Source organism: Catenulispora pinisilvae, from assembly GCF_015356865.1.
GTDB lineage: Bacteria > Actinomycetota > Actinomycetes > Streptomycetales > Catenulisporaceae > Catenulispora > Catenulispora pinisilvae.
Map to the genome: position 1 here is coordinate 1 of NZ_JAAFZA010000126.1, position 22,315 is coordinate 22,315.

General features: G+C 70.7%; 12 protein-coding genes. 10 read left to right on the forward strand and 2 right to left on the reverse strand.

What is annotated here, in order from left to right; translation table 11 throughout:
• Window positions 1-127 precede the first annotated feature (127 nt).
• From IZR01_RS29225 to IZR01_RS29245, 5 genes are all read left to right on the forward strand, one after another.
• The gene (locus IZR01_RS29225; RefSeq protein WP_194895223.1) at window positions 128-3,496 is read left to right on the forward strand and encodes a type I polyketide synthase; all 3,369 of its coding nucleotides are present in this window, start codon (window positions 128-130) and stop codon (window positions 3,494-3,496) included.
• The gene (locus IZR01_RS29230) at window positions 3,493-11,676 is read left to right on the forward strand and encodes a hybrid non-ribosomal peptide synthetase/type I polyketide synthase (protein ID WP_194925735.1); all 8,184 of its coding nucleotides are present in this window, start codon (window positions 3,493-3,495) and stop codon (window positions 11,674-11,676) included. The genes IZR01_RS29225 and IZR01_RS29230 overlap by 4 nt, the downstream gene beginning before the upstream one ends.
• 39 nt (window positions 11,677-11,715) lie before the next feature.
• The gene (locus IZR01_RS29235) at window positions 11,716-12,843 is read left to right on the forward strand and encodes an LLM class flavin-dependent oxidoreductase (RefSeq protein ID WP_194895221.1); all 1,128 of its coding nucleotides are present in this window, start codon (window positions 11,716-11,718) and stop codon (window positions 12,841-12,843) included.
• Between the two features lie 137 nt (window positions 12,844-12,980).
• Complete coding sequence (locus tag IZR01_RS29240; protein WP_323746383.1) at window positions 12,981-13,487, forward strand: flavin reductase family protein; 507 nt, start codon at window positions 12,981-12,983, stop codon at window positions 13,485-13,487.
• A 4-nt stretch (window positions 13,488-13,491) separates the two neighbouring features.
• A complete protein-coding gene (locus IZR01_RS29245; RefSeq protein WP_323747131.1) occupies window positions 13,492-14,019 on the forward strand; it encodes a MarR family winged helix-turn-helix transcriptional regulator in 528 nt (175 codons plus the stop codon).
• Between the two features lie 41 nt (window positions 14,020-14,060).
• Here the strand turns inward: IZR01_RS29245 and IZR01_RS29250 are convergent, their stop codons facing one another.
• Window positions 14,061-14,648, reverse strand: a complete 588-nt coding sequence (locus tag IZR01_RS29250) for a TetR/AcrR family transcriptional regulator (protein ID WP_194895220.1) — start codon at window positions 14,646-14,648, stop codon at window positions 14,061-14,063.
• A 70-nt stretch (window positions 14,649-14,718) separates the two neighbouring features.
• Between IZR01_RS29250 and IZR01_RS29255 the strand changes: the two genes are divergently transcribed.
• The 5 genes from IZR01_RS29255 to IZR01_RS29275 all read left to right on the forward strand — a co-directional run bounded on the left by IZR01_RS29255 (window position 14,719) and on the right by IZR01_RS29275 (window position 21,309).
• On the forward strand, window positions 14,719-15,864 hold the full coding sequence (locus IZR01_RS29255) for an MFS transporter (protein WP_323746381.1): 1,146 nt from the start codon (window positions 14,719-14,721) through the stop codon (window positions 15,862-15,864).
• Between the two features lie 273 nt (window positions 15,865-16,137).
• Window positions 16,138-17,253 (forward strand): RICIN domain-containing protein, encoded by a 1,116-nt coding sequence (locus IZR01_RS29260; protein WP_323747132.1) that lies wholly within the window; start codon window positions 16,138-16,140, stop codon window positions 17,251-17,253.
• A gap of 96 nt (window positions 17,254-17,349) precedes the next feature.
• Window positions 17,350-18,489 (forward strand): glycoside hydrolase family 19 protein, encoded by a 1,140-nt coding sequence (locus IZR01_RS29265; protein ID WP_194895218.1) that lies wholly within the window; start codon window positions 17,350-17,352, stop codon window positions 18,487-18,489.
• A 212-nt stretch (window positions 18,490-18,701) separates the two neighbouring features.
• Window positions 18,702-20,606, forward strand: coding sequence for an arabinofuranosidase catalytic domain-containing protein (locus IZR01_RS29270; RefSeq protein WP_194925737.1), 1,905 nt, complete (start codon window positions 18,702-18,704; stop codon window positions 20,604-20,606).
• 199 nt (window positions 20,607-20,805) lie between these two features.
• Window positions 20,806-21,309, forward strand: a complete 504-nt coding sequence (locus IZR01_RS29275) for a hypothetical protein (RefSeq protein WP_194925738.1) — start codon at window positions 20,806-20,808, stop codon at window positions 21,307-21,309.
• 143 nt (window positions 21,310-21,452) lie between these two features.
• Here the strand turns inward: IZR01_RS29275 and IZR01_RS29280 are convergent, their stop codons facing one another.
• Window positions 21,453-22,271 (reverse strand): MerR family transcriptional regulator, encoded by an 819-nt coding sequence (locus IZR01_RS29280; protein WP_194925739.1) that lies wholly within the window; start codon window positions 22,269-22,271, stop codon window positions 21,453-21,455.
• Window positions 22,272-22,315 lie beyond the last annotated feature (44 nt).

Sequence of the window (22,315 nt, forward strand, 5' to 3'; positions counted from 1 at the left end):
CCTCACCCCCGATGAAAGCCACCCCCATCCGATCGGCGAACCCGCCGACGGCGAACTGTCGGACAGCCCGGCGGCTCTGCTCGAACGCGAACTCGCCGAGCTCAACGTGCGGATGGAGACGATCTAGATGACCCCGGTCGCCGAGGCGCAGGCCACGGACGGCACCCTGAAACGAGCGCTGGCAGCCGTCCAGCAGTTCCGCAACCGGATCGACGCCCTGGAGCTGGCCAAGCGGGAGAGTATCGCCATCGTCGGCATCGGTTGCCGACTGCCCGGCGGCATCGCTTCCGCGGCTGATCTCTGGGACGCATTGGAGAAGGGCTTCGACGCCATCTCCCCGATCCCGGCGGACCGCTGGGACGCCGCCGCCTACTACGATCCCGACCCGCAGACCCCGGGCCGGATGCCGGTCCGCTTCGGCGCCTTCCTCGACGCCGTGGACCACTTCGACCCCTACTTCTTCGGCATCTCGCCGCGCGAGGCGGTCCGCATGGACCCGCAGCAGCGGCTCTTCCTGGAGGTCGCCTGGGAGGCGTTGGAGGACGCCGGCCTGACCCGGGACCGGTTGCGCGGCAGCGCGACCGGGGTGTTCGTCGGCGCCAACTCCTCGGACTACCTGCACCTACAGATGGAGGAGCCGGACGGCGCCGACACCTACACCGTGGTCGGCGGCGCCAACTGCATCATCTCCAACCGGCTGTCCTACCTGCTGGACCTGCACGGGCCGAGCATGACGCTGGACACCGCCTGCTCCTCCTCGCTGGTGGCCGTGCACCTGGCCGCGCAGAGCCTGCGCAACCGGGAGTGCGACCTCGCGGTGGTCGGGGGAGCGAACCTGATCCTGTCGCCGACGATGACCGTGGCCCATGCCAAGGGCCTGCCGCTGTCCCCGGACGGCCGGTGCCGGACGTTCGACGCCCGGGCCGACGGTTACGCCCGCGGCGAAGGCGTGGCGTCGATCGTCCTCAAGCGGCTGTCCGACGCCGTCGCCGACGGCGACGCGGTCTGGGCGGTCGTGAACGGCTCGGCGGTCAACCAGGACGGGCTGACCAACGGGCTCACCGCACCCAGCGGCCGGTCCCAGCGGGCGGTCATTTCGCAGGCCCTTGAGAACAGCAGGCTGACTCCGGACCGGGTGACGCTGGTCGAGGCGCACGGCACCGGAACCGTGCTCGGCGATCCCATCGAGGTGGAAGCGCTGAGCACGGTCTACGGCGTCCGCGACGCCGAATCGGCGCCGTGCGCGCTCAGCTCGATCAAGACCAACATCGGGCATCTGGAGGCCGGGGCCGGACTGGCCGGGCTGATCAAGGCGGCGCTGAGCATCCATCACCGGGTCCTGGTCCCGCACCTGTATCTGGAGCAGATCAACCCGCACATCAGCCTGGAAGACACCCGGCTGTTCATCCCGACCACCCGGCAGGACTGGGACGTGCCGGACGAGCGCCGGCACGCCGCCGTCAGCTCGTTCGGGGCCGGCGGGACCAACGCCCACGTCATTCTCGGCCCCGCCCCACGGGTCAAGCATGACCAAGCGGACCAAGCGGACCAGGCAGATCAGGCGGACCATGCAGACCCGGGTCCCGCCGGGCAACTGGAGCCGCAATCGCAGTCGCGGCCTCGGGTGATCCCGATCTCCGCGGCCACCTCCCAGGCGCTGACCGCGATGGCCGAGGCCTACCGCGACCATCTCGCCGCCCTCGACCCGCGAGCCGTGCCGCTGAGCACGCTGGCGCACACCGCCACGGTGCGTCGCACTCAGCTGGAGCACCGGTTGACCGTGGTCGCGGACTCGGCGGCGCAGGGCGCCGACCGGCTCACGCAGTGGCTCGACGGTGAAGCCCCGGTCGGGGTGCGCACCGGACGGGCTTCGGCGGACGTCGGCCGCGGCGTCGCGTTCGTCTTCCCCGGCCAGGGCGCCCAGCGTCTCGGGATGGGGCGCGAACTGATGGCGTCCTGCCCGGTGTTCAGATCCGCGGTGCGGGAATGCGACGAGGCCATGCGGACCTGGCTCGGCCGCTCGATCCTCGACGAGATCCACAACCCGGATCCCGACGCCGTCCTGGAGCGGATCGACACCATCCAGCCCGCGCTGTTCGCGATCGCGGTCGGCCTGGCCGCCCGCACCCGCGCGCTGGGGATCGAGCCGACCGCCGTGATCGGGCACAGCATGGGCGAGATCGCCGCGGCGTATGTGGCCGGGGCGCTCAGCCTGGAGGACGCCACCCGGATCAGCTGCCGTCGCAGCACCCTGCTGCGGCGGATCAGCAAGCAGGGCGCGATGCTGGTCGTGGCGCTGCCGATCGACGCCGTGGACACCTACATCAGTGACCTGAGCGACCTGGTGTCGGCGGCGGTGAGCAACAGTCCGACGTCCACGGTGCTCTCCGGAGACCCGCAGGCGCTGGACGCCCTAGCTGAGCGGCTCCAGGCCGAGAACATCTTCTGTCGTCCGGTGAAGGTGGACATCGCCTCCCACAGCCCGCAGGTGGACCCGCTGCGTGAGGAGCTGCTGGCCGAGCTGGCCGACATCAAGCCGCGTCCGTCCCGGATCCCGATCCTGTCCACGGTGACCGGAGAGCTCTGCGACGGCTCCGAGTTCGACGCCGAGTACTGGTGGCGGAACCTGCGGCAGCCCGTGCTGTTCTGGGACGGCGTGCGGCAGCTGATCGACGCCGGGCACGGGATCTTCGTCGAGATGAGCCCGCACCCCGCGCTGCTGTCGGCCGTCGAGCAGGCGTTCGAGGCGAGCGGCCGCAGCGGGCTGGCCGTGCCGGGGATGCGTCGCGACCAGCCGGAGACGCACGGTGTCGCCGAACTCTTCGGCGCACTGCACGCGCACGGAGTGCCGGCGCCGCTTGCGAACCTGCTGCCGGCCAGCGCCCCGGCTACCCGGCTGCCCGGATACGCCTGGCAGCACGAGAGCTTCTGGTTCCGTCAGCTGGGTGCCTATCGGGCGCCGTCTGGCCAAGTCGGCACCGTCCCCACGACGGTGCCCGCGAAGCCGATTCCGGCCCGGACCGTGCGACCGGCGGCCGTTCCGGTGGCCGTCCCGACGGCGGGACCGACGGCCATGTATGACCTCGTACTCGCCGCGGTCGCCGAGGTGCTGGAGATGGATCCGGACCGGATCGAACCGACCGCCGGCTTCTTCCAGCTCGGCATGGACTCGATGATGGCGGCCCGGGTCCGCACCCGGTTGGAGGCCGTGCTGGACCGCAAGCTGCCGGCCCCGGTCATGTTCGAGCACCCGACGACCGCCGAGCTCGCCGAACACCTCGGGACCCTCGGGACTCTCAGGACCCCCGGTGTCCCGGCATCGAACCCTGACACAGCGCCGACGACGCCGATTCCCACGGCCGAACCGCCGACGGATCACCCCGATCCGCAGCCCGGCGGCCCGCAGTCCGTGGACGACCTGACGGAGGAACAGTTGCTCGCGGTACTGGCCGACGAGATCGGGACGGCGAACAGCGACGCGGGGGAGGGCCGATGACCACCGTCGAGGAGCACGACCGCCAGTCGGTGCTGGCCCGGTCGGTCCACGAGATCAGAAGGCTGCGCGGCGAACTGGCCGCCGCCGAACTGGCCCGGACCGAACCGATCGCCATCGTCGGCCTGGCCTGCCGGATGCCCGGCGGCGCCGAGGACCCCGAGGCGTTCTGGGAGTTCCTGCGCGCCGGCGGCGACGGCATCGGCGAGGTTCCGGCCTCCCGCTGGGACGCCGAGGCCTTCTACGACCCCACGCCCGGCGCGCCCGGCAAGATGAACACCACCCGCGGCGGCTTCCTGGCCGACGTCGACCAGTTCGACGCCGCGTTCTTCGGGATCTCCGACCGCGAGGCCGCCTACCTCGACCCGCAGCAGCGCCTGTTGCTGGAGGTCAGCTGGGAGGCGCTGGAGCACGCCGGGCAGCGGCCCGACGGGCTCACCGGATCGGCCACCGGCGTGTTCTTCGGCATCACCACCAACGACTACGTCCAGACCATGTTGCAGCAGGTCGATCCGGCCGACCTGGAGGCCTACGGGCTGACCGGCAACGCCTCGACCTTCGCCGCCGGCCGGCTGTCCTACTGGCTCGGCCTGAACGGGCCCAGCCTGTCGGTGGACACCGCCTGCTCCTCCTCGCTGGTCGGCCTGCACCTGGCCGTGCAGAGCCTGCGCTCCGGCGAGAGCTCGATGGCGCTGGCCGGCGGTGTCAACGTACTGCTGGCCCCGGAGTGGTCGGTGGTCGCCGCCAAGGCGCACATGCTGGCGCCGGACGGCCGATGTAAGACGTTCGCCGAGGCCGCGGACGGCTATGTCCGCAGCGAGGGCTGCGGGGTCGTCGTGCTCAAGCGGCTCTCCGACGCCCAGGCCGCCGGCGACCGGGTGCTGGCCGTGATCCGCGGCTCGGCCGTCAACCAGGACGGCCGCAGCAGCGGAGTGACGGTGCCCAACCCGCGGGCCCAGCAGGACGTGGTCCGTCGTGCCCTGAGTACCGCGATGGTGAGCCCGGACCAGGTTTCCTACGTCGAGGCGCACGGCACCGGCACGCCGCTGGGCGACCCGCTCGAACTGCGCGCGCTGGACCAGGTGTTCGGCGGCGCGCGCGACGGTCGGGACCCGCTGCTCGTCGGCTCCGTCAAGACCAACATCGGCCACCTGGAGCCGGCGGCCGGTGTCGCCGGGCTCATCAAGGTGGTGCTCGCCCTGCAGAACGAGGAGATACCTCCGCATCTGCACCTGGACCGGGTCAATCCCGAGATCGGCATCGAAGACCTGGCGGTGGAGATCCCAACCGCCGGGCGACCCTGGCCCCGTGGGGACCGTCCGCGGATCGCGGGCGTGAGCTCGTTCGGTGCCAGTGGCACCAACGCCCACGTAGTGGTCGCCGAGGCGCCCGCCGCAGTGGCGCCGTCGCTGTCCGCTCCGGCTCCGACCGAGCCGGAGCGGACAGCCCACCTGCTGATCCTGTCGGCCAAGACCCCGGCGGCGCTCGACGCGCTCGCGCTGCGCTACCGGGACCGGCTCGCCGGGGCCGACCCCGCTTTCGTCGAAGACCTCTGCTTCACCGCCGCGACCGGCCGGGCCGGGTTCGCACACCGGCTGGCCGTCAGCGGCTCCGGCCCGGTCGATCTCGCCGTCGGGCTGAGCGCGTCCGCCGCGCTGGGCGCGTCGGCGGTGCCGAAGGACGGCATCCGGCCCAAGGGCGTGTGGCGCGGCCAAGTCCGCGCCGCCGACACCTCCGGCGTCGCCTTCGTCTTCACTGGTCAGGGTGACCAGTACGCCGGGATGGGCCGGACGCTCTACGAGACCGAACCGGAGTTCCGCCGGATCATCGATCTCTGCGATGAACTGCTGCGCGAGCCGCTGGACCGGCCGTTGCTGTCCGTCCTGTATCCCGAGGACGAGGCGGACGCCGAACTGATCCACCAGACCCGCTACACCCAGCCCGCGCTGTTCGCCGTCGAATACGCCTTGTCAGAGCTCTGGGGTTCCTGGGGGGTGCGGCCGTCGGCGGTGCTCGGGCACAGCGTCGGCGAGCTGGTCGCGGCTTGTGTCGCGGGCGTCATGAGCCTGGAGGACGGCCTGCGGCTGGCCGCCGGGCGCGGCCGGCTGATGAGCGAGCTGACCCCCGGCGGCGCGATGGCCACGGTGTTCGCCGCCGAACCGCGGGTGCGCGAGCGGGTCGCGGCGATGACCCGGATGGTCTCGATCGCGGCGGTGAACGGCCCGGAGAGTGTGGTCGTCTCCGGCGCCGAGGACGAGGTCCAAGCCCTGCTGGACGCGTTCGCCGCCGAGGGCGTGAAGTCCAAGCGGCTCACCGTCGAGTGCGCCTTCCACTCGCCGCTGATGGATCCGATGCTGGAGGAGTTCGAACAGCTGGCGCGGACGATCCAGTTCTCCGCTCCCCGGATCCCGTTGCTCTCCAACGTCACCGGCGCGGCGCTGACCGGACCGGACGCCTTCAGCGCGGCCTACCTGCGCGAGCACGTCCGCGCCCCGGTCCGGTTCCACGACGGCATGACAGCCCTCTACGACCGGGGCCTGCGGACCTTCGTCGAGCTGGGCCCGGCCCCGACGCTGATCGGGATGGCCAAGCGCTTCCTGCCGGCCGGCGACGAGCGGCGCGCGACCACGCTGTTGCCCTCGCTGCGTAAGAACCACGACGACTGGGCGGTCCTGCTGGACAGCGTCGGTGCCCTGCACACGCTGGGCATCGCAGTGGACTGGGACGCGTTCTACCAGGGCCGCCCGCGGCACAAGGTCAGCGCTCCGACCTACCCGTTCCAGCGCGGCCGGCACTGGTTCCGACCGAGTGTTCGAACGGCGAACGCGGTGGCGTCAGCCGGGACCACCTCGGCAGCCGGTCCGGCTTCGGAGGCCGGAACAGCGGCGGATTCGCTGCTGGGCCAACGGGTTGCCTCGCCCTTGGACGTCATCCAGTTCCAGACCCGGCTGTCGCCGACGGTCCACGCGTGCCTGGGCGACTGTGTGATGGACGGGCTCCCGGTGGTCAACATCGGCGTCTACCTGGAATCGGCGATCGAGGCCGCTCGGGAGTTGCACGGCACCGGTCCGCTGGTCGCCGAGGAATGCCTGGTCCTCCAGAGCCTGGTCCTGGACCAGGAGGCACCGGTCAGCGTCCAGCTGCTGGTCGAACCCGACGGCAACAACGGCCTGGGCTACGGCTACTACGCCGAACACCCTGCCGGAACGCCGGACGCGGACCCTGAATGGGTCCTGCACGCCCGCGGCCGCATCGCCCCGGATCCGACGCCGCCGGCCCCCGAGGTGGATCTCACGGCACTGCGATTCGATCTGACGCAGGAGACCACCGGCGAGGACTTCTACCGCCAGATGTCGCGCCGCAAGCTCTACCTCGGCCCGACCGCCCGCTGGATCGACCACGTCTGGTGGACCGGCGGCGCGGCCCTGGCCCGGCTGCGGCCGCTGGCTCGCGAGGACGTGCGACGCTACCGCCTGCACCCCGGGCTGACCGATGCCTTGTTCCAGGCACTGTTCGTGGCGCTGCCGGAGTCCACGCCAGCCGACGCGACGTACATGCTGGTCGGCCTCGACAGCTTCCGCTTCCGGCCCGACGACGGCTTCGACAGCCTGGCCCCGGCCTACTGCCACGTCCGTCTGTTGCCGACCACCGACCCCGACCTGCTGAGCGCCGAAGTCCGCCTCTACGACGAGCGCGGGCGGACGGTCGTCCAGGCCGACGGCGTCTACCTGCGGCGCGCCGACCGCTCGCAATTGCAGCGGACGAGCGCCGACGGCCGGGCCCGGCCGACCGGTCGCGTCCCGGTCCGAGCGTCATCGAACCCTGCGGCGGGCAGCGGCACCGCCCCCACACGCACTCCCGACGACGTCCGGGCCATCGTGCTGACGACCATCGCCGCCGCGCTGGGCTCCTCCGCCGCCGACCTAGACCCGGACGAGTCGTTGCAGAACCTCGGCCTGGACTCGCTGATGGCGCTGGAGGTCAAGGAAGCCCTGTCGGCCCAACTGGCGGTCTCGCTGCCGATGGTCGCCTTCCTCGAAGGCCGCAGCGCCGACGCCCTGGCCGAGGAAGTGCTGTCCCGGATGGGAATGCGGGACGGCGCGGCAGCCGAGGCCGGTCAGGCGCCGGGATCGGATTCCTCGGCCGGACTGCCCGCCCTGGTGGTGTCCGAAGCCGAGCGCTACGAACCGTTCCCGCTGACCGACCTCCAACAGGCCTACCTGGTCGGCCGCTCCGGCGCCTTCGAGCTCGGCGACGTCTCGACCTACTTCTTCCTCGAAATGGACCTCGACGACCTCGACCTGGAGCGGCTGGAACGGGCCCTGGGCGCGATGATCGACCGGCACGACATGCTGCGGGCCGTCGTCACCCCGGACGGCTACCAACGGGTGCTGCCCGAGGTGCCCGCGTACCGGATCAAGACCGTGGACCTGCGCGCCGAACAGCTCGATATCAGGGAACAGCGTCTGTACGCGATTCACGAACAGATGCGCGACATGGTCTTCGACACGGCGCTCTGGCCGCTGTTCGAGATCCGGGCGACCCGGGTCGATGACCGGACCACCCGGCTGCACCTCGGCCTGGACGCGCTGATCATCGACGCCTGGAGCACCTCGCTGCTCTTCCGCGAGTGGGCCGCGGCCTACCGTGACGAGGACCTGCCGGACCTGCCGATCCGCTACCGCGACTACGTGCTGGCGGCGCGCGCCGTCGAGGGCACCGAACTGCACGCGAAGTCGGCGGCGTACTGGGGGGAGCGGCTGGATTCGCTTCCGCCGGCCCCGGATCTGCCGCTGGCTAAGGACCCTGCGACGGTGGGCAAGCCGGTCTTCAGTCACCGTTCCGGTCGGCTGGAGGCGGCGGACTGGGCCGCTTTCAAGGCCCACGCCGCGGCGGCCGGGGTGACGCCGTCGGCGGCGCTGTGCACCGCCTACGCGCAGGTCCTGGCGGCGTGGAGCAAGACCGGCAAGTTCACTCTCAACGTTCTGTTCTTCAACCGGCTGCCGCTGCACGCCGCGGTGGGCCAGCTGGTCGGCAACTTCAGCAGCACCAGCCTGCTGGAGGTGGACAGCACCGCCACCGATCCGTTCGCGGTGCGGGCCCAGCGCACGCAGCACCGGCTGTGGACCGACCTGGAGCACAGCCACGTCAGCGGCGTGGAGGTCCTCCGGCAGCGCAACCGGGCCGGCGGCGGTTCGCTGCGGGCCGGGATGCCCGTGGTGTTCGCCAGCACGGTGAACTTCGCGGCGAAGGAGGACTCCGCGGCGGCGACCGGCCTGGCCTGGCACCTGACCTCGCTGACCGGCGGCGGCCGGGAGGTCTCCAGCTCGATCCGCACGCCGCAGGTGTGGCTGGACCACCAGGTGGTCGAGGACGCCGGCGCGCTGATCGTGAACTGGGACGTGGTCGAGGAGATCTTCCCGGCCGGGATGATCGACGACATGTTCGCGGCGTACCTGTCGGTGCTGCGCGATCTGTGCACCGACGAGGCGAGCTGGCAGCAGCCGGCGCCGGTGCTGGTCCCCGACGCCGCGTTGGCCGACCGCCGCGCGGCCAACGCCACCGCCGCCCCGCTGCCGGCCGGGCTGCTGCACGAGCCCTTCTGGATCCAGGCGGCGGCGTATCCCGAGCGGACGGCGGTGATCGCCCCTGACACAGAGCTGACCTACGGCGAACTCGCCGAGCGGGCCAACCGGCTGGGCCGCTGGCTGCGCGAGCGCGGCGCCCGGCCCGGCGTGCTGGTCGGTGTGGTGATGGAGAAGGGCTGGGAGCAGATCGCGGCCGTGCTCGGGGTGCTCGTCTCGGGGGCGGCGTACGTGCCGATCGACGCCGGGGTGCCCGCCGAGCGGCTGCGGTTGCTGCTGGACAGCGCCGACATCTCGCTGGTGCTGACCCAGCAGCGGGTGGCCGAGCGTACCGGCTGGCCCGCGGCGGTCAGCGTACTGAGCGTCGACTCGCCGCAGGCCACGGAACCGAGCGGGGCCGAGTTGCCGCCGTCCGGGGCCGGGGCCCGCGACCTGGCCTACGTCATCTTCACCTCGGGCTCGACCGGTCTGCCCAAGGGCGTGATGATCGAGCACGCCGGCGCGCTGAACACGGTGCTCGACATCAACGCGCGGTTCGGGGTCGGCGAGGATGACAGGGTCCTGGCACTGTCCGCGCTCAACTTCGACCTGTCGGTCTACGACGTGTTCGGGCTGCTGGCGGCCGGCGGCGCGATCGTGCTGCCCGAGCCGGACGCGCACCGGGAGCCGGGCCGCTGGCTCGACCTGGTCACCGAACACCGCGTCACCGTGTGGAACACGGTTCCCACGCTGATGGAGATGTTCGCCGAGCACGCGCTGGCCGCGCCGAACGCCGGTCCGGTGCCGGTCCGGGTGGTCATGATGAGCGGGGACTGGATCCCGGTGGCGCTGCCCGCCAGGATCAGGACTCTGCTTCCCTCTGCCGACCTCTACAGCCTCGGCGGCGCCACCGAAGCCTCGATCTGGTCCATCTACCACCCGATCGGCGACGGCGATCCCGGATGGTCGAGCGTCCCGTACGGCGTGCCGCTGCTCAACCAGCAGTTCCACGTGCTCGACGAGGCGATGCGGCCGTGCCCGGAGTGGGTCCCGGGACACCTGTACATCGCAGGGTCCGGACTCGCGCGTGGCTATCTCGGTGACGAACGCAAGACCAAGGCGTCGTTCGTTCGTCATCCGAGCACCGGCGAGCGGCTCTACCGGACCGGCGACCTCGGCCGCTACCGCCCCGGCGGGATCATCGAGTTCCTGGGCCGCGAGGACTTCCAGGTCAAGGTGCAGGGCTACCGGATCGAACTCGGCGAGATCGAGGCGGCGCTGAGCCGATGTCCGGGAGTCCGGACCGCGGTGGTCACGGTGCTCGGTGCCCGGGAGTCGGCCAAGCAGCTCGCGGCCTACGTCGTCATGGACGGCGGCGCCGATCCGGACGCCGATCGCGGCACGCTGGACAAGGCGCTGCGCCAGATGCTGCCGGAGTACCTGGTGCCGCAGCACATCGTGCTGCTCGACGCGCTTCCGTTGAGCAGTAACGGGAAGGTCGACCGGTCCGCACTGCCGGCCGTCGATCAGCAGGCTGAGAGCGGCGACGACGTGGTCGCGCCGCGCGACGCGCAGGAGAGGATGCTCGCCGATGTCTGGGCCGAGTTCTTCGAAGCGGCCCCGCGCAGTGTGCATCTGAACTTCTTCACGCTCGGCGGCGACTCGCTGCTGGCGGTGCGGCTGATGGCCCGGATCCGTGCCGAATCCGGGGTCGCGCTGCCGCTGTCGGTCCTGTTCGCCCGGCCGACCATCGCGCTGCTGGCCGAGGCGCTGCGCGATCGCGAGGAGCACGGCCGACGCCGGGCATTGGTGCCGGTGCGGGCCGAGGGCGAAGCGACGCCGCTGTTCTTCGTGCATCCGGTCGGCGGTGACGTGCTCTGCTATTCCGAGCTCGCCGGTCTGCTCGGCGCCGGGCAGCCGTTCTACGCCTTGCAGACCCCTGACGTCGACGAGCCCTTGGAGACCGTCGAGGACATGGCGGCCCACTACCTCGACGCGATCACCGCGGCCGCACCCAGCGGCCCCTACCGGATCGGCGGCTGGTCGATGGGCGGCGTGCTCGCCCTGGAGATCGCCCGGCAGCTCACGGCGGCCGGGCACGAGGTGGACCTGGTCGCGGTCGTGGACCTGCTCGAACCGCCCGGCCCGGCGCCGGACGACGTCGACGACGCCGTGTTGCTCTCCTGGTTCGCCCGGGACCTGGCCGGACTCGCCGGTGCGGTCTGGGAACCGGAACCGGACCTCTTCCGGGGCGCCGGCGGTACCGCCGAGGAGTCGCTGCTGTTCGCCGAGGCGCGTCGGCAAGGGTTCCTGCCGGAGGACATCGGCGAGGACACCGTCCAGCCGATCCTGCGACGGTTCCTGCGGAACTTCCGCGCGCTGCTGGCCCACCGCCCCCAGGCGTACGACGGCGAAGTGCTGTTCCTGCGGGCCGCGGACGGCGGGGCGAGTGCCGAGACCGCGGCGGCCTGGCGCGACCGGCTCGGCGGCGCCGTCGAGATCTTCGACCTGCCCGGCGACCACTTCAGCGTGATGCGGCAACCGCATCTGGACTCCCTGGCCGACCGGCTGCGCGACCGCTTGGCCGTCCGCCTCGACGCGGGCCTGTCCGTTCGCTGATTTCACGACACCCACATCCCTGATGGAAGGAAGCCCACGATGACTCTCCGCTTCGGCGCGTTCATCCCGCCGTTCCACTCTCTGAAGGAGGACCCGACCAGCAACTTCTGGCGGGATCTGGACCTGGTCCAGTGGCTCGACGAACTCGGCCTGGACGAGGTGTGGATCGGCGAGCACCACTCCGGCGGCTGGTCCACCGTCAGCTCCCCGGAGGTGTTCCTGGCCGCCGCCGCCGAGCGCACCAAGCGCATCAAGCTCGGCACCGGCGTCGTCAGCCTGCCCTACCACCACCCGCTGACCACGGCCAACCGGGTCGTGCAGCTGGACCACCAGAGCCGGGGCCGGGTGATGTTCGGCATGGGCGCCGGGGTCTCGCCGGCCGACGCGCACATGATGGGCATCGCGGCCGGCGACCAGCGCCGGATGATGTCCGAATCGCTGGAGGCGCTGGTGCATCTGCTGCACTCCGAGGAACCGCTCACCATGAAGACCGACTGGTTCGAGCTGAACGAGGCGCGGCTGCACCTGCGGCCGTATCAGAAGCCTTGTTTCGACATGATGGTGGCCAGCGCGGGCTCGGAGCGCAGCATGCGGCTGGCCGGGCGGCACGGTCTCAACTCCCTGACGTTCGCCGGCCGCCCCGGCATGGAGGAGCCGCCGCTGGCCAAGCTCTGGCAGGCGGCCGAGGAGGAGGCCGCCGCGCACGGCAAGACCGTGGACCGGGACAAGTGGCGGGTCTCCATCTGCGTGCACATCGCCGACACCCGCGCCGAGGCGCTCGCCCAGGTCCAGGACGGTATGGCCAACTGGTTCCGGGAGTACGTCCGGGACACCATCGGCGCCTCGGCCAAGCTGCCGGAGGGCCGCGAGGCCGAGGTGGCCGTCCAGACCCGCACCGCGATCATCGGCTCGGTGGACGACGCGGTCGAGGCGATCGGCCGGATGCTCGAGGACAGCGGCGGCTTCGGCACCCTGCTGGTCAACACCCAGGACTGGGCCACTCGTGAGCAGACCAAGCACAGCTACGAGCTGCTGGCCCGCTACGTCGCGCCGAACTTCAACGGCGCGCTGGACAGCCGGCGGGCTTCGCAGCGCTGGGTGTCGGAGAACCGTGCGGACTTCGCGGCGCAGTCGCGTGAGGCTGCGCGCAGTGCGGCGAAGGCCTGATCGGCTGAACAGAGCCAGAGGTAGAGCCAGGGGTAGAGGTAGAGCCTGAACCTGAGGCCGAGCTCGCGGGCGCGCGCGCCGCGCCCGCGGGTGTCCCGATCCCGAATCGAGCACCATCACCGTAGAAAGGGCCGGTCGTGAGCACGTCTGTCGACAGCGGTCTGTCCGCCGTGGATCCCGTCGTCTTCCGCGAGGCGATGTCCCGGCTGGCGGCGCCGCTCGCCATCATCACCACCCGGGGCCCGGACGGGCGCCCGTGGGGGTTCACCGCGAGTTCGGTGGCCTCGATGTCGTTGGACCCGCCGCTGGTCGTGGTCGGGGTGGCGCACACCTCCAGCTGCTACGACGCGCTGGCCAAGGCCGAGGGGTTCGCCGTCAACCTGCTGGGCGACCAGCACCGGGCGCTGGCCCGCCGGTTCGCCGAGCACGGCGCCGACCGGTTCGCCGGGCGGGAGTTCGAGGCCTGCCCGGTCACCGAGCTGCCGTGTCTGTCCGACGCCAACGCGGTCTTCAAGTGCCGCACCGCCGAGCGGATCACGATCGGCGACCACGACCTGCTGGTCGGGGAGCTGATCGCGGTACGGCTGGACTCCGTCACCCGGCCGCTGCTGTGGTATCGGCGGGACTTCCACGTCCCCGGCTGACCCGGTGCCGGGATCGATCGGGTCGGACGCGGTCGTACCGCGGGGCTCGGAGCTGCCGCTGCTGTTGCTGCGGGGATTCCGGGCCCTGATCGACGATGCGCAGGTCGAGCTTGCCGAGCTCGCGGAGCTCACCGAGCCCGCCGAGCGGGCTGACTCCGACCCGGCGGCTATCGGAGCCGCGGCTACCAAGGTCGCGGCTGCCGAACCGGACTTTCGGCTGCTGCACGGCGTGGTCCTCGACGCCATCGGCGAGGGCATCACGGCCGCCGGACTCGGCCGTCGGCTCGGCGTGTCCAAACAGGCCGCGGCCAAGACCGTCACAGCCCTCGAACACGCGGGCTACGTGGAGCGCGTGCCCGACCCGGCCGACGCCCGCGCCAAGCTCGTGCGGATCACGCCCCTGGGCCGCCGTGCGCTGTGGCGGACCACCGAGACGATGGCCCGGCACCGGCGGATGTGGGTAGAACGCCTCGGCGCGGAGTCGGTCGACGGTATGGAGGAGGCGTTGCGCACGATGACCGCCGAAGGCTGAGGCCGAGGCCGAGGACCCGACAGTGATTCCAGACGGGTAGGTCAGCTCGCTGGCGTGGCCGCCCGCAGGAGCGCCGCTGCCGCCTTCCGCGCGTCCGCGCCGGCGTCGGTCCTCCCCTCGATGGTGACGACGACGCTGGCGCCCTCGATCAGCAGCAGCAACTGCCTGGCCAGCGTCCCGGGATCGGCCACGGCCAGGCCCGCGAGCCGGTCTTCGAGCAGGTCCAGATAGCGGTGCAGGTGGGCGCGCGCGATCGCGGCGACCTCCGGATCGGCGCGGGTGTCGGTGACGCCGTTGACGATCGCGCAGCCGTGGTAGCCGGGCTGGGCGAACCACTCGGTGAGGACGTCGAAGACCGCCAGCACGCGCTCCGGCCCGGACGCCGTCGCCGGCGCGGTCTTGCGCGCCAGCCAGGCGTGGATGCGGTCGCTGTGCTCGGTGAGCATGGCCCGGACCAGCTCCGCCTTGGACGGGAAGTACCGGTACAGGCTCAGCTTCGAGGCCCCCGCCGCCGCGGCGATCTCGTTGACGCCGACCGCGTGCACGCCGCGTTCGTAGAACAGCGCCGTCGCGGTGTCCAGGATCCGCGCGCGGGTGGCGGACGGGTTGGGCGGCACTCCTTGGGCCACGGTCGCACCTCCTTCCCGCCCTACGATACCGACTTGTACTGTCACAGTACCGATCGGTACTGTCAGCCGGGTGGCACCGACACGACGACTCTGGCTGGCAGTGCTGAGCGGCTACCTCGCGCTCGGCGCGACGCTCCAGGAACTACCGCCCTTCCTGTCCACGAAGTTCCACGTCGGACCGGCGATGACCGGCCTGGTCGTCGGCGCCGCCTTCGCCGCGACCGCCGCCGGCCGCCCCTTCGCCGGCCGCTGGGGCGACGCCGGCCGCTCGCGCGCCGTGGTCGTCGTCGGCGGCCTGCTGGCGGCGGTGGCCGGCGCCGGCACACTGTTCGCCCCGGACATCGCAGTGCTCTTGCTCTGCCGCCTGGTGATGGGCGCGGGCGAGGCGGCCCTGTTCTCCGGCGCACTCCCGTGGGTCCTCGCCGACACCCCGCCCGACCAGCGCGGCCGCGTCGCCGGCTGGTTCGGCCTGTCGATGTGGGGCGGCCTGACGCTGGGACCGGTGCTGGCCGCGGCCGTCGCCGGGGTGGCCGGCTCCACCGCGGTGTGGTGGACGGTCGCCGCGCTGCCACTGCTGTCGGCGGTGCTGGTGGTGACGGCCCAGAAGCCGACTTTCGTGGCCGGCACTCGGAATCCGGGCCCGCTTCTACCTCCAGGTGTAACGCTGCCCGGGTCGATCATCGGCCTGGCCGCGTACGGCTATGGCACGCTCGCGGCACTGCTGGTCTTGTCGCTGGGCCACTCCACCGGCCGAGTCGTGGCGCTCCCGGTCTTCGCTTGCGCCTTCCTCCTGATCCGCGGCTTCGGCAGCCCGCTGGTCGACGGCCACGGCGGCGCGGCCGTGGCGCGCGTGACCCTGGTCGTCCAGGCGGCGGGCCTGGCCCTGCTGGCCGCGGCACCGAACCTCGCCGTGACCCTCGCCGGCGCCGCGATCACCGGAGCCGGACTCGGCCTCATCTACCCGGCGACCGCGGCCATGACCCTGCGCCGCGCCCGCACCGAATCAGGCGGCGCTGCGGTCGGGGCGATGACATCGTTCTGGGACATCGGCATCCTGATCGCCGGTCCGGTCAGCGGCTCCATCGCCGCGGGCATCGGCTACCACGCCGCCTTCGCCACCGCCGCCGTGATCACGGTGATCGCGCTGGTGCTGGCGGTCCGGGCGTCAAGACTCGCTTCGAGTCCGGAGGCCGCAACGGCGGCGACGGCCGGATAGGCGCTTAGCGGTTCCCGCCGCGATGACTTTGGTCTAGACCCTTGACCCGCCGGGGCGTCGGGAGTTCAATCCAGACGTGAACTAAGTCGTGAATTAAAGGGCTGTCACAGTCCCACTCTCGACTGCCACCCACCGCAGGTCTCTCGTGCGGTGCCGCCATGCCTCATTCGGTAAGGGGCTCCTCCCATGTTTCGAAGATTGTCGATCCGCTCTCGCGTCCCATCCATCTTCGTGGCGGTGTGCGTCGCGCTTGCCGGGCCCGCCATGACTGCCGTGAGCGCCGGGTCCGCGCACGGCGCCGCGGCTCCCGCGGACGTCACCAACTGCCAGCCGCAGGGCTCTGTCAGCCTGGCCGGCGGCGAGTACACGTTGCAGAACAACGAGTGGAACTCCTCCGATCCGCAGTGCGTGACCGCCACGTCCGGCACCGCGTGGACGGTGAGTACCGCGAACTTCAACCTCAGTGGCGGCGCGCCGGCCACGTATCCCTCGATCTACAAGGGGTGCCATTGGGGCGCGTGCACCACCAACAGCGGGCTGCCGATCCAGGTCGGCAATCTGGGCAGCGCGACGTCGTCCTGGTCGACCGACCAGCCGGGCTCCGGCGCGTATGACGTCGCCTACGACCTGTGGACCAACTCCGCGCCGACCACCGGCGGCCAGCCGGACGACAGCGAGATCATGATCTGGATCAACAGCCGGGGCGGGGTGGGGCCGTTCGGGTCGAAGACCGGGACCGTGTCCGCCGGCGGCCTGAACTGGGACGTCTACACCGGCCGCCAGACGTCCTGGAACATCGTGTCCTACGTCCTGCAGGGCGGCAGCACCTCGGTGACGAACCTTGATGTCAAGGCCCTGATCGATGACTCGGTCCAGCGCGGCATCACCGGCCCGAACTCCTACCTGATCGACGCCGAGGCCGGGTTCGAGATCTGGCAGGGCGGCCAGGGGCTGGGCACGAACTCCTTCTCCTTCAACGCCACGCCGGGCTCAGGCGGTGGCGGCGGCACCGGTCCGATCACCGGCATCGGCGGCAAGTGCGTCGACGTCGCGGGCGCGAACACCGCCAACGGCACGGCCGTCCAGCTCTACGACTGCAACGGCACCGGTGCGCAGCAGTGGACCGTCGGCACCGACGGCACGGTCCGAGCGCTCGGCAAGTGCCTGGACGTCACCGGAGCCGGCACCGCGAACGGCACGCAGGTCCAGCTCTACGACTGCAACGGAACGGCCGCGCAGCAGTGGGCGGCCGGCGCGAACAACAGCCTGCGCAACGCGAACTCGGGACGCTGCCTGGACGCCACCGGCGCCAGCAGCGCCAACGGCACCCGGCTCCAGATCTGGGACTGCACCGGGTCCGCCAACCAGCAATGGAACCTTCCCGGCTAGGAGGCGCCCTCCCGGCTAAGAGACACCTTCCCGGCTAGGAGGCACCGGTTCGTCAGGGCTCATCATCACTCACGTCAGGAAGGCAGGACCGACCGGATGAAACCGACTAAGAGCTCGCTGATACACAGGTTCAGACGCCGCGCGGTGTCCGTCCTCGGAGCGCTCGCGCTCGTGGCCGGTATCGGAATCGGTACCGGGCTCGGCGCCGCGAGCGTCGCGCACGCCGCCAGCGGCACCGGCCAGATCACCGGCTATCAGGGGCTGTGTCTGGACGATCGCGCTGCCAGTACCGCGCTGTCGAACCCGATCCAGGTGTACACGTGCAACGGCACCGGCGCCCAGCAGTGGACGGTGGGATCCGGTAGCACGCTGCAAGTCCTCGGCATGTGCCTGGATGTGACCGGCGCCGGGACCGCCAACGGCACCTTGGTCGATCTGTACACCTGCAACGGCACCGGCGCTCAGGTGTGGCAGCCGCAGTCGAACGGCGCGCTGCTGAACCCGAACTCCGGCAAGTGCCTGGACGACACCGGCTATGGCGGTTCGGGCACTCAGGTGCAGATCTGGGCTTGCGCCGGCACCGCCAACCAGTCCTGGACGTTGCCCGGCGGCGGTAGCGGCGGCGGCGGGTTCGTGGTGAGCGAGGCGCAGTTCGACCAGATGTTCCCGAGCCGGAACGCCTTCTACACCTACAGCGGCCTGGTCTCCGCGCTCAGCGCCTACCCGGCGTTCGCCACCACCGGCAGCTCCACGACGCAGCGCCAGGAGGCGGCGGCGTTCCTGGCCAACGTGGACCACGAGACCGGCGGCCTGGTGTACATCCGCGAGATCGACCAGTCCGGCGACTACTGCGACACCAGCCAGTCCTACGGCTGCCCGGCCGGCACGTACTCCTACTACGGCCGCGGCCCGTTGCAGCTGTCCTGGAACTTCAACTATCACGCGGCGGGCCAGGCCATCGGCCAGGACCTGCTGGACAACCCGGACCTGGTCGCCACCAACTCGGCGATCTCCTGGGAGACCGCGTTGTGGTACTGGTTCACCGGGACCGGGAACGGTTCGGTGACCTCGCACCAGGCGATGGTCGACGGAAACGGGTTCGGCGCCACCATCCGGGCCATCAACGACATCGAGTGCAACGGCGGCAACACCGGGGAGATGCAGGACCGGGTCAACGACTACGAGTCCTTCACCTCCATCCTCGGCGTCACCCCGGGCGGCAACCTGACCTGCTGACCGCCTGGATCGACCGACCCGGCTCCCCGGCGGCAGACCCGTCGTCGAGGAGTCGGGCATTCGCCTGCCCTGGAATGGCAGGCGGCTAGCGGGGTTATGCAGGAGATCCACCGAAACACCTCCGCCAGATTCGGCGCCGAGTCTTGACTTATGTCAATAGTCGGATGAATGTGTCCGGTGTGTCATAGGCCTGACGTCTCCCGGAGGTATCTGTGCTGGCCAAGATCAGACTCTCGCCGCGCCTGCGGCTGCTGCTCGGCTTCCTGCTCGCGCTGGCGCTCACGGTGCCGGTGCTCGCCGCGACCACGACGAGGGCCACGGCGGCGACGCAGGGGCCGTGCGACATCTACGCGTCCGGCAACACACCGTGCCAGGCCGCGTACAGCACCACCCGGGCGATGTTCGGTTCGTATGACGGCCCGCTGTACCAGGTCCAGCGCGCCTCCGATAACAGCACCCTGAATATCGGCCTGGAGTCCGCGGGCGGGGTGGCGAACTCCGCGCCGCAGGCCTCGTTCTGCTCCGGCACCACCTGCACCATCACCCAGCTCTACGACCAGAGCGCCAACGCCAACACCTTGCCGGTCTCGCCCGGCAAGTCGTGTTCCGGCTGCTCCGGCGGGCTCGGCGGTCCCGGCCCCAACGGCGCGGACATCGGCGCGAACGCGATGGCGCTGCCTGTGACGGTCGGCGGCCAGCCGGCGTATGGAGTGCTCGTCAACAACGTCGGCACCGGATACCGCAATAACGCCGCGAAGAACGTGCCCACCGGCGCGCAGCCCGAGGGTGAGTACATGCTGACGTCGTCCAACCTGACCAGCGGCAGTTGCTGCTTCGACTTCGGCTCGGCCGAGACCAACGACAGCGACGATGGCAACGGCACGATGAACGCCATCTACTACGGCACCGCGTGCTGGACCGGCGGCTGCACCGGGAGCGGCCCGTGGGTGGGCGGCGACCTGGAGAACGGCATGTACTTCAGCGACAAGGGTCCCAACCCCTCCGGCATCCCCAGCGAGACCGGGTCGTTCGTGACCGCCTGGGAGAAGAACAACGGCACCACCGACTTCACGCTGAAATACGGCAGCGGACAATCCGGCGGGTTGACGCAAGCGTATTCGGGGGCATTGCCGAGCCCCGGATACAACCCGATGAAAGTGCAGAACTCGATCGAACTGGGCACCGGCGGGGACAACAGCGATCTGGGCAAGGGCGAGTTCTTCGAAGGCGCCGTCACCTCCGGCTTCCCCTCCGACGCGACCGAGAACGCGGTGCAGGCGAACGTCACCGCCGCCGGCTACGCGAACAACAACACCACGTTCAGCACCAGCGCGTCCGTGGTCAGCCTGAAGGCGCACGCGAACGGCAAGTACGTCGACGCGGCCAACAACACCACGGCGCTGATCGCGGACTCCGCCTCGATCGCCAAGCCCGAGGAGTTCGAGCTGGTCACCGGCACCGACGGCACTGTGAACCTGATGGCGCTGTCCGACAACAGCTGGGTGACCGCCGACAACGACGGCGCCGCACCGCTGATCGCCAACCGGGGCGGGGTCGGCAACTGGGAGGTGTTCGGGCTGATCCACAACGCGGACGGGAGCGTCAGCCTTCGTTCTTACACGAATCAGAACATTGTCACGGCCGACAACGCCGGGGCCTCGCCGCTGATCGCCAACCGCACCTCGATCGGGCCGTGGGAGGAGTTCGACCTGGTCCGCGACACCGTCCCGGTCAGCTTCCAGGCCCACGCGAACAACGACTATGTCACCGCGGACAACGCCGGAGCGTCGCCGCTGATCGCGAACCGCACGTCGGTCGGACCGTGGGAGACGTTCGACCTGATGCCCAACAGCGACGGCAGCGTCAGCCTGCGGGCCCACGCGAACAGCGACATCGTGACGGCGGACAACGCCGGTGCCTCGGCGCTGATCGCCAATCGCACGTCGATCGGGCCGTGGGAGGAGTTCGACCTCGTCGCCAACGGCATCGGCAGCGTCAGTTTGCGGTCGCATGCGAACAACGACTATGTGACGGCGCCGAACGGCGGCTCCTCGCCGCTGATCGCCAGCTCGACGTCGATCGGCCAGGCGGAGCAGTTCGGGCTGAGCTTCGACTGACGGTTGACGGCTGAGGGTTGACGACTGGCGGTTGACGGCTGACGGCTGAGGGCTGACGGGCAGCAACATCGACCGAACACGTCCATCGGTGCGAACTATAAGTACGACTGTTCGTGTCCCTCGGCGTGGCGCGCGGCCGACATCGGGCGATGTCTCACCTAATGGGTGTGCAGTAAGAACTCGCACAAGGGAGCTTTCCATGCACACCCGAGGCATCGCCCGTCTCGCCGTCTCCGCGCTGGTCGTCGCCGGCTTCGTCGTGTCGACCGCGCCGGCCCAGGCCGCCGCCACCGCCGCCACCGCCGCCACTGCCGGCCAGCCGTGCGCCGCGTACCAGGCGACCGTCGACCGGCACCGCACGGATCTGGAGGGCATCGAGCACCAGCTCGAAGGCCTCGACTGGGCCAAGCAGGATGCTGACAGTCAGGCGGAGTACGCGCACGTCGTCTACTACGAGTCGCGCGACGACTACCGCGGCATGCTGGACGACGGCGACGACCCGCAGTCGCCGGAGATGGTCGCGCTGGAGCAGCAAGTGGCCTCGAACAAGGACGCGTGGCAGGCGGCCGAGGCCGAGTACCGGGACGCCAGGCAGGCCTACGACACCGGCAGGGTCGAGCTCACCCCGCAGCGGGACCGGAGCCGGAGCCTGCTGAAGCGCGCCCAGACCCGCCTGGCCACCTGCCTGGCGAAGAACGCCTAGTCGAAGCCTGGCTGAGACCTAGTTGAAGTTGGCTGGTTGAAGACTCAGACGGCCGGGTCCATCGTGTACGCACGATGGACCCGGCCGCCGAACTCAGCCCCCTGACGCATGGACCGCCCCAGGTAGCACTGAGCCCGCGCGCCTCACCCGCGCAAACCGACCGCCAACTCGTAGACCGCGTCCGTGGATTCGGCCGTCTCCGGGTCGCGCAGGAAGATCTGCCGGGGCAGCCAGTCAGCCTCCTCGTCGTGGTCGATGAGCCACTCGTGCAGCGACTCGAAGCCGACCGCGGTCATCATGTTCGCCTTGGGGACGCTGATGTACGCCTCGCGCCCCGCCTGCTCGGTGACCGTCGTCATGTCGGGGTGGCGGCGGGTCAGGTCGGCGCCGTCGGCGGCGATGATCGGGCAGCAGAACTCCACCGGGCCGTCGCTGTCGTTGCTGATCTCGCCGTGGTAGCGCAGGAACGGCCGGCCGGCCTCGCCTTCGGGGCGGTCGACGGTCGGGCCGCCGAAGAGCGCGAACAGGGGAGTGGCGAAGGCGCCGATCTGGTCCGGTGTCAGGTGTTCGGTGATGGTCAGGAGGGTCCGGGCCGGGAGGGCGCGGACGCTGACGTCGTACATGGTGGTTGCCTTTCCTGTCAGGTGGTTGATGAGGTAGTCGACCAGTTCCTGCTTGGCCTGCCAGGCCTGGCGCTGCTCGCTCCAGTAAGCACCGACCTCCGCCGCCACCCCCTCGGGCGGCAGGTCGATGACCGTCCGGATGCGGGCCAGCGGCATGTCCAGCTGACGCAGCTGCGCGACTCGGCGGGCGCGCGCCAGCTGGCCCGCGGAGTACCAGCGGTAGCCGGAGGCCGGGTCGACGTGCGCCGGTGCGAGCAGACCCAGTTCGTCGTAGAGCCGCAGGGCCTTGGGCGACAGGCGGGTCAGCTGCGCGAACGCGCTGATGCTGAGCAGGTCCATGGTCTTCTCCCTCGTTCCGGGTGATCGCCCGGTGTCCCTGACTG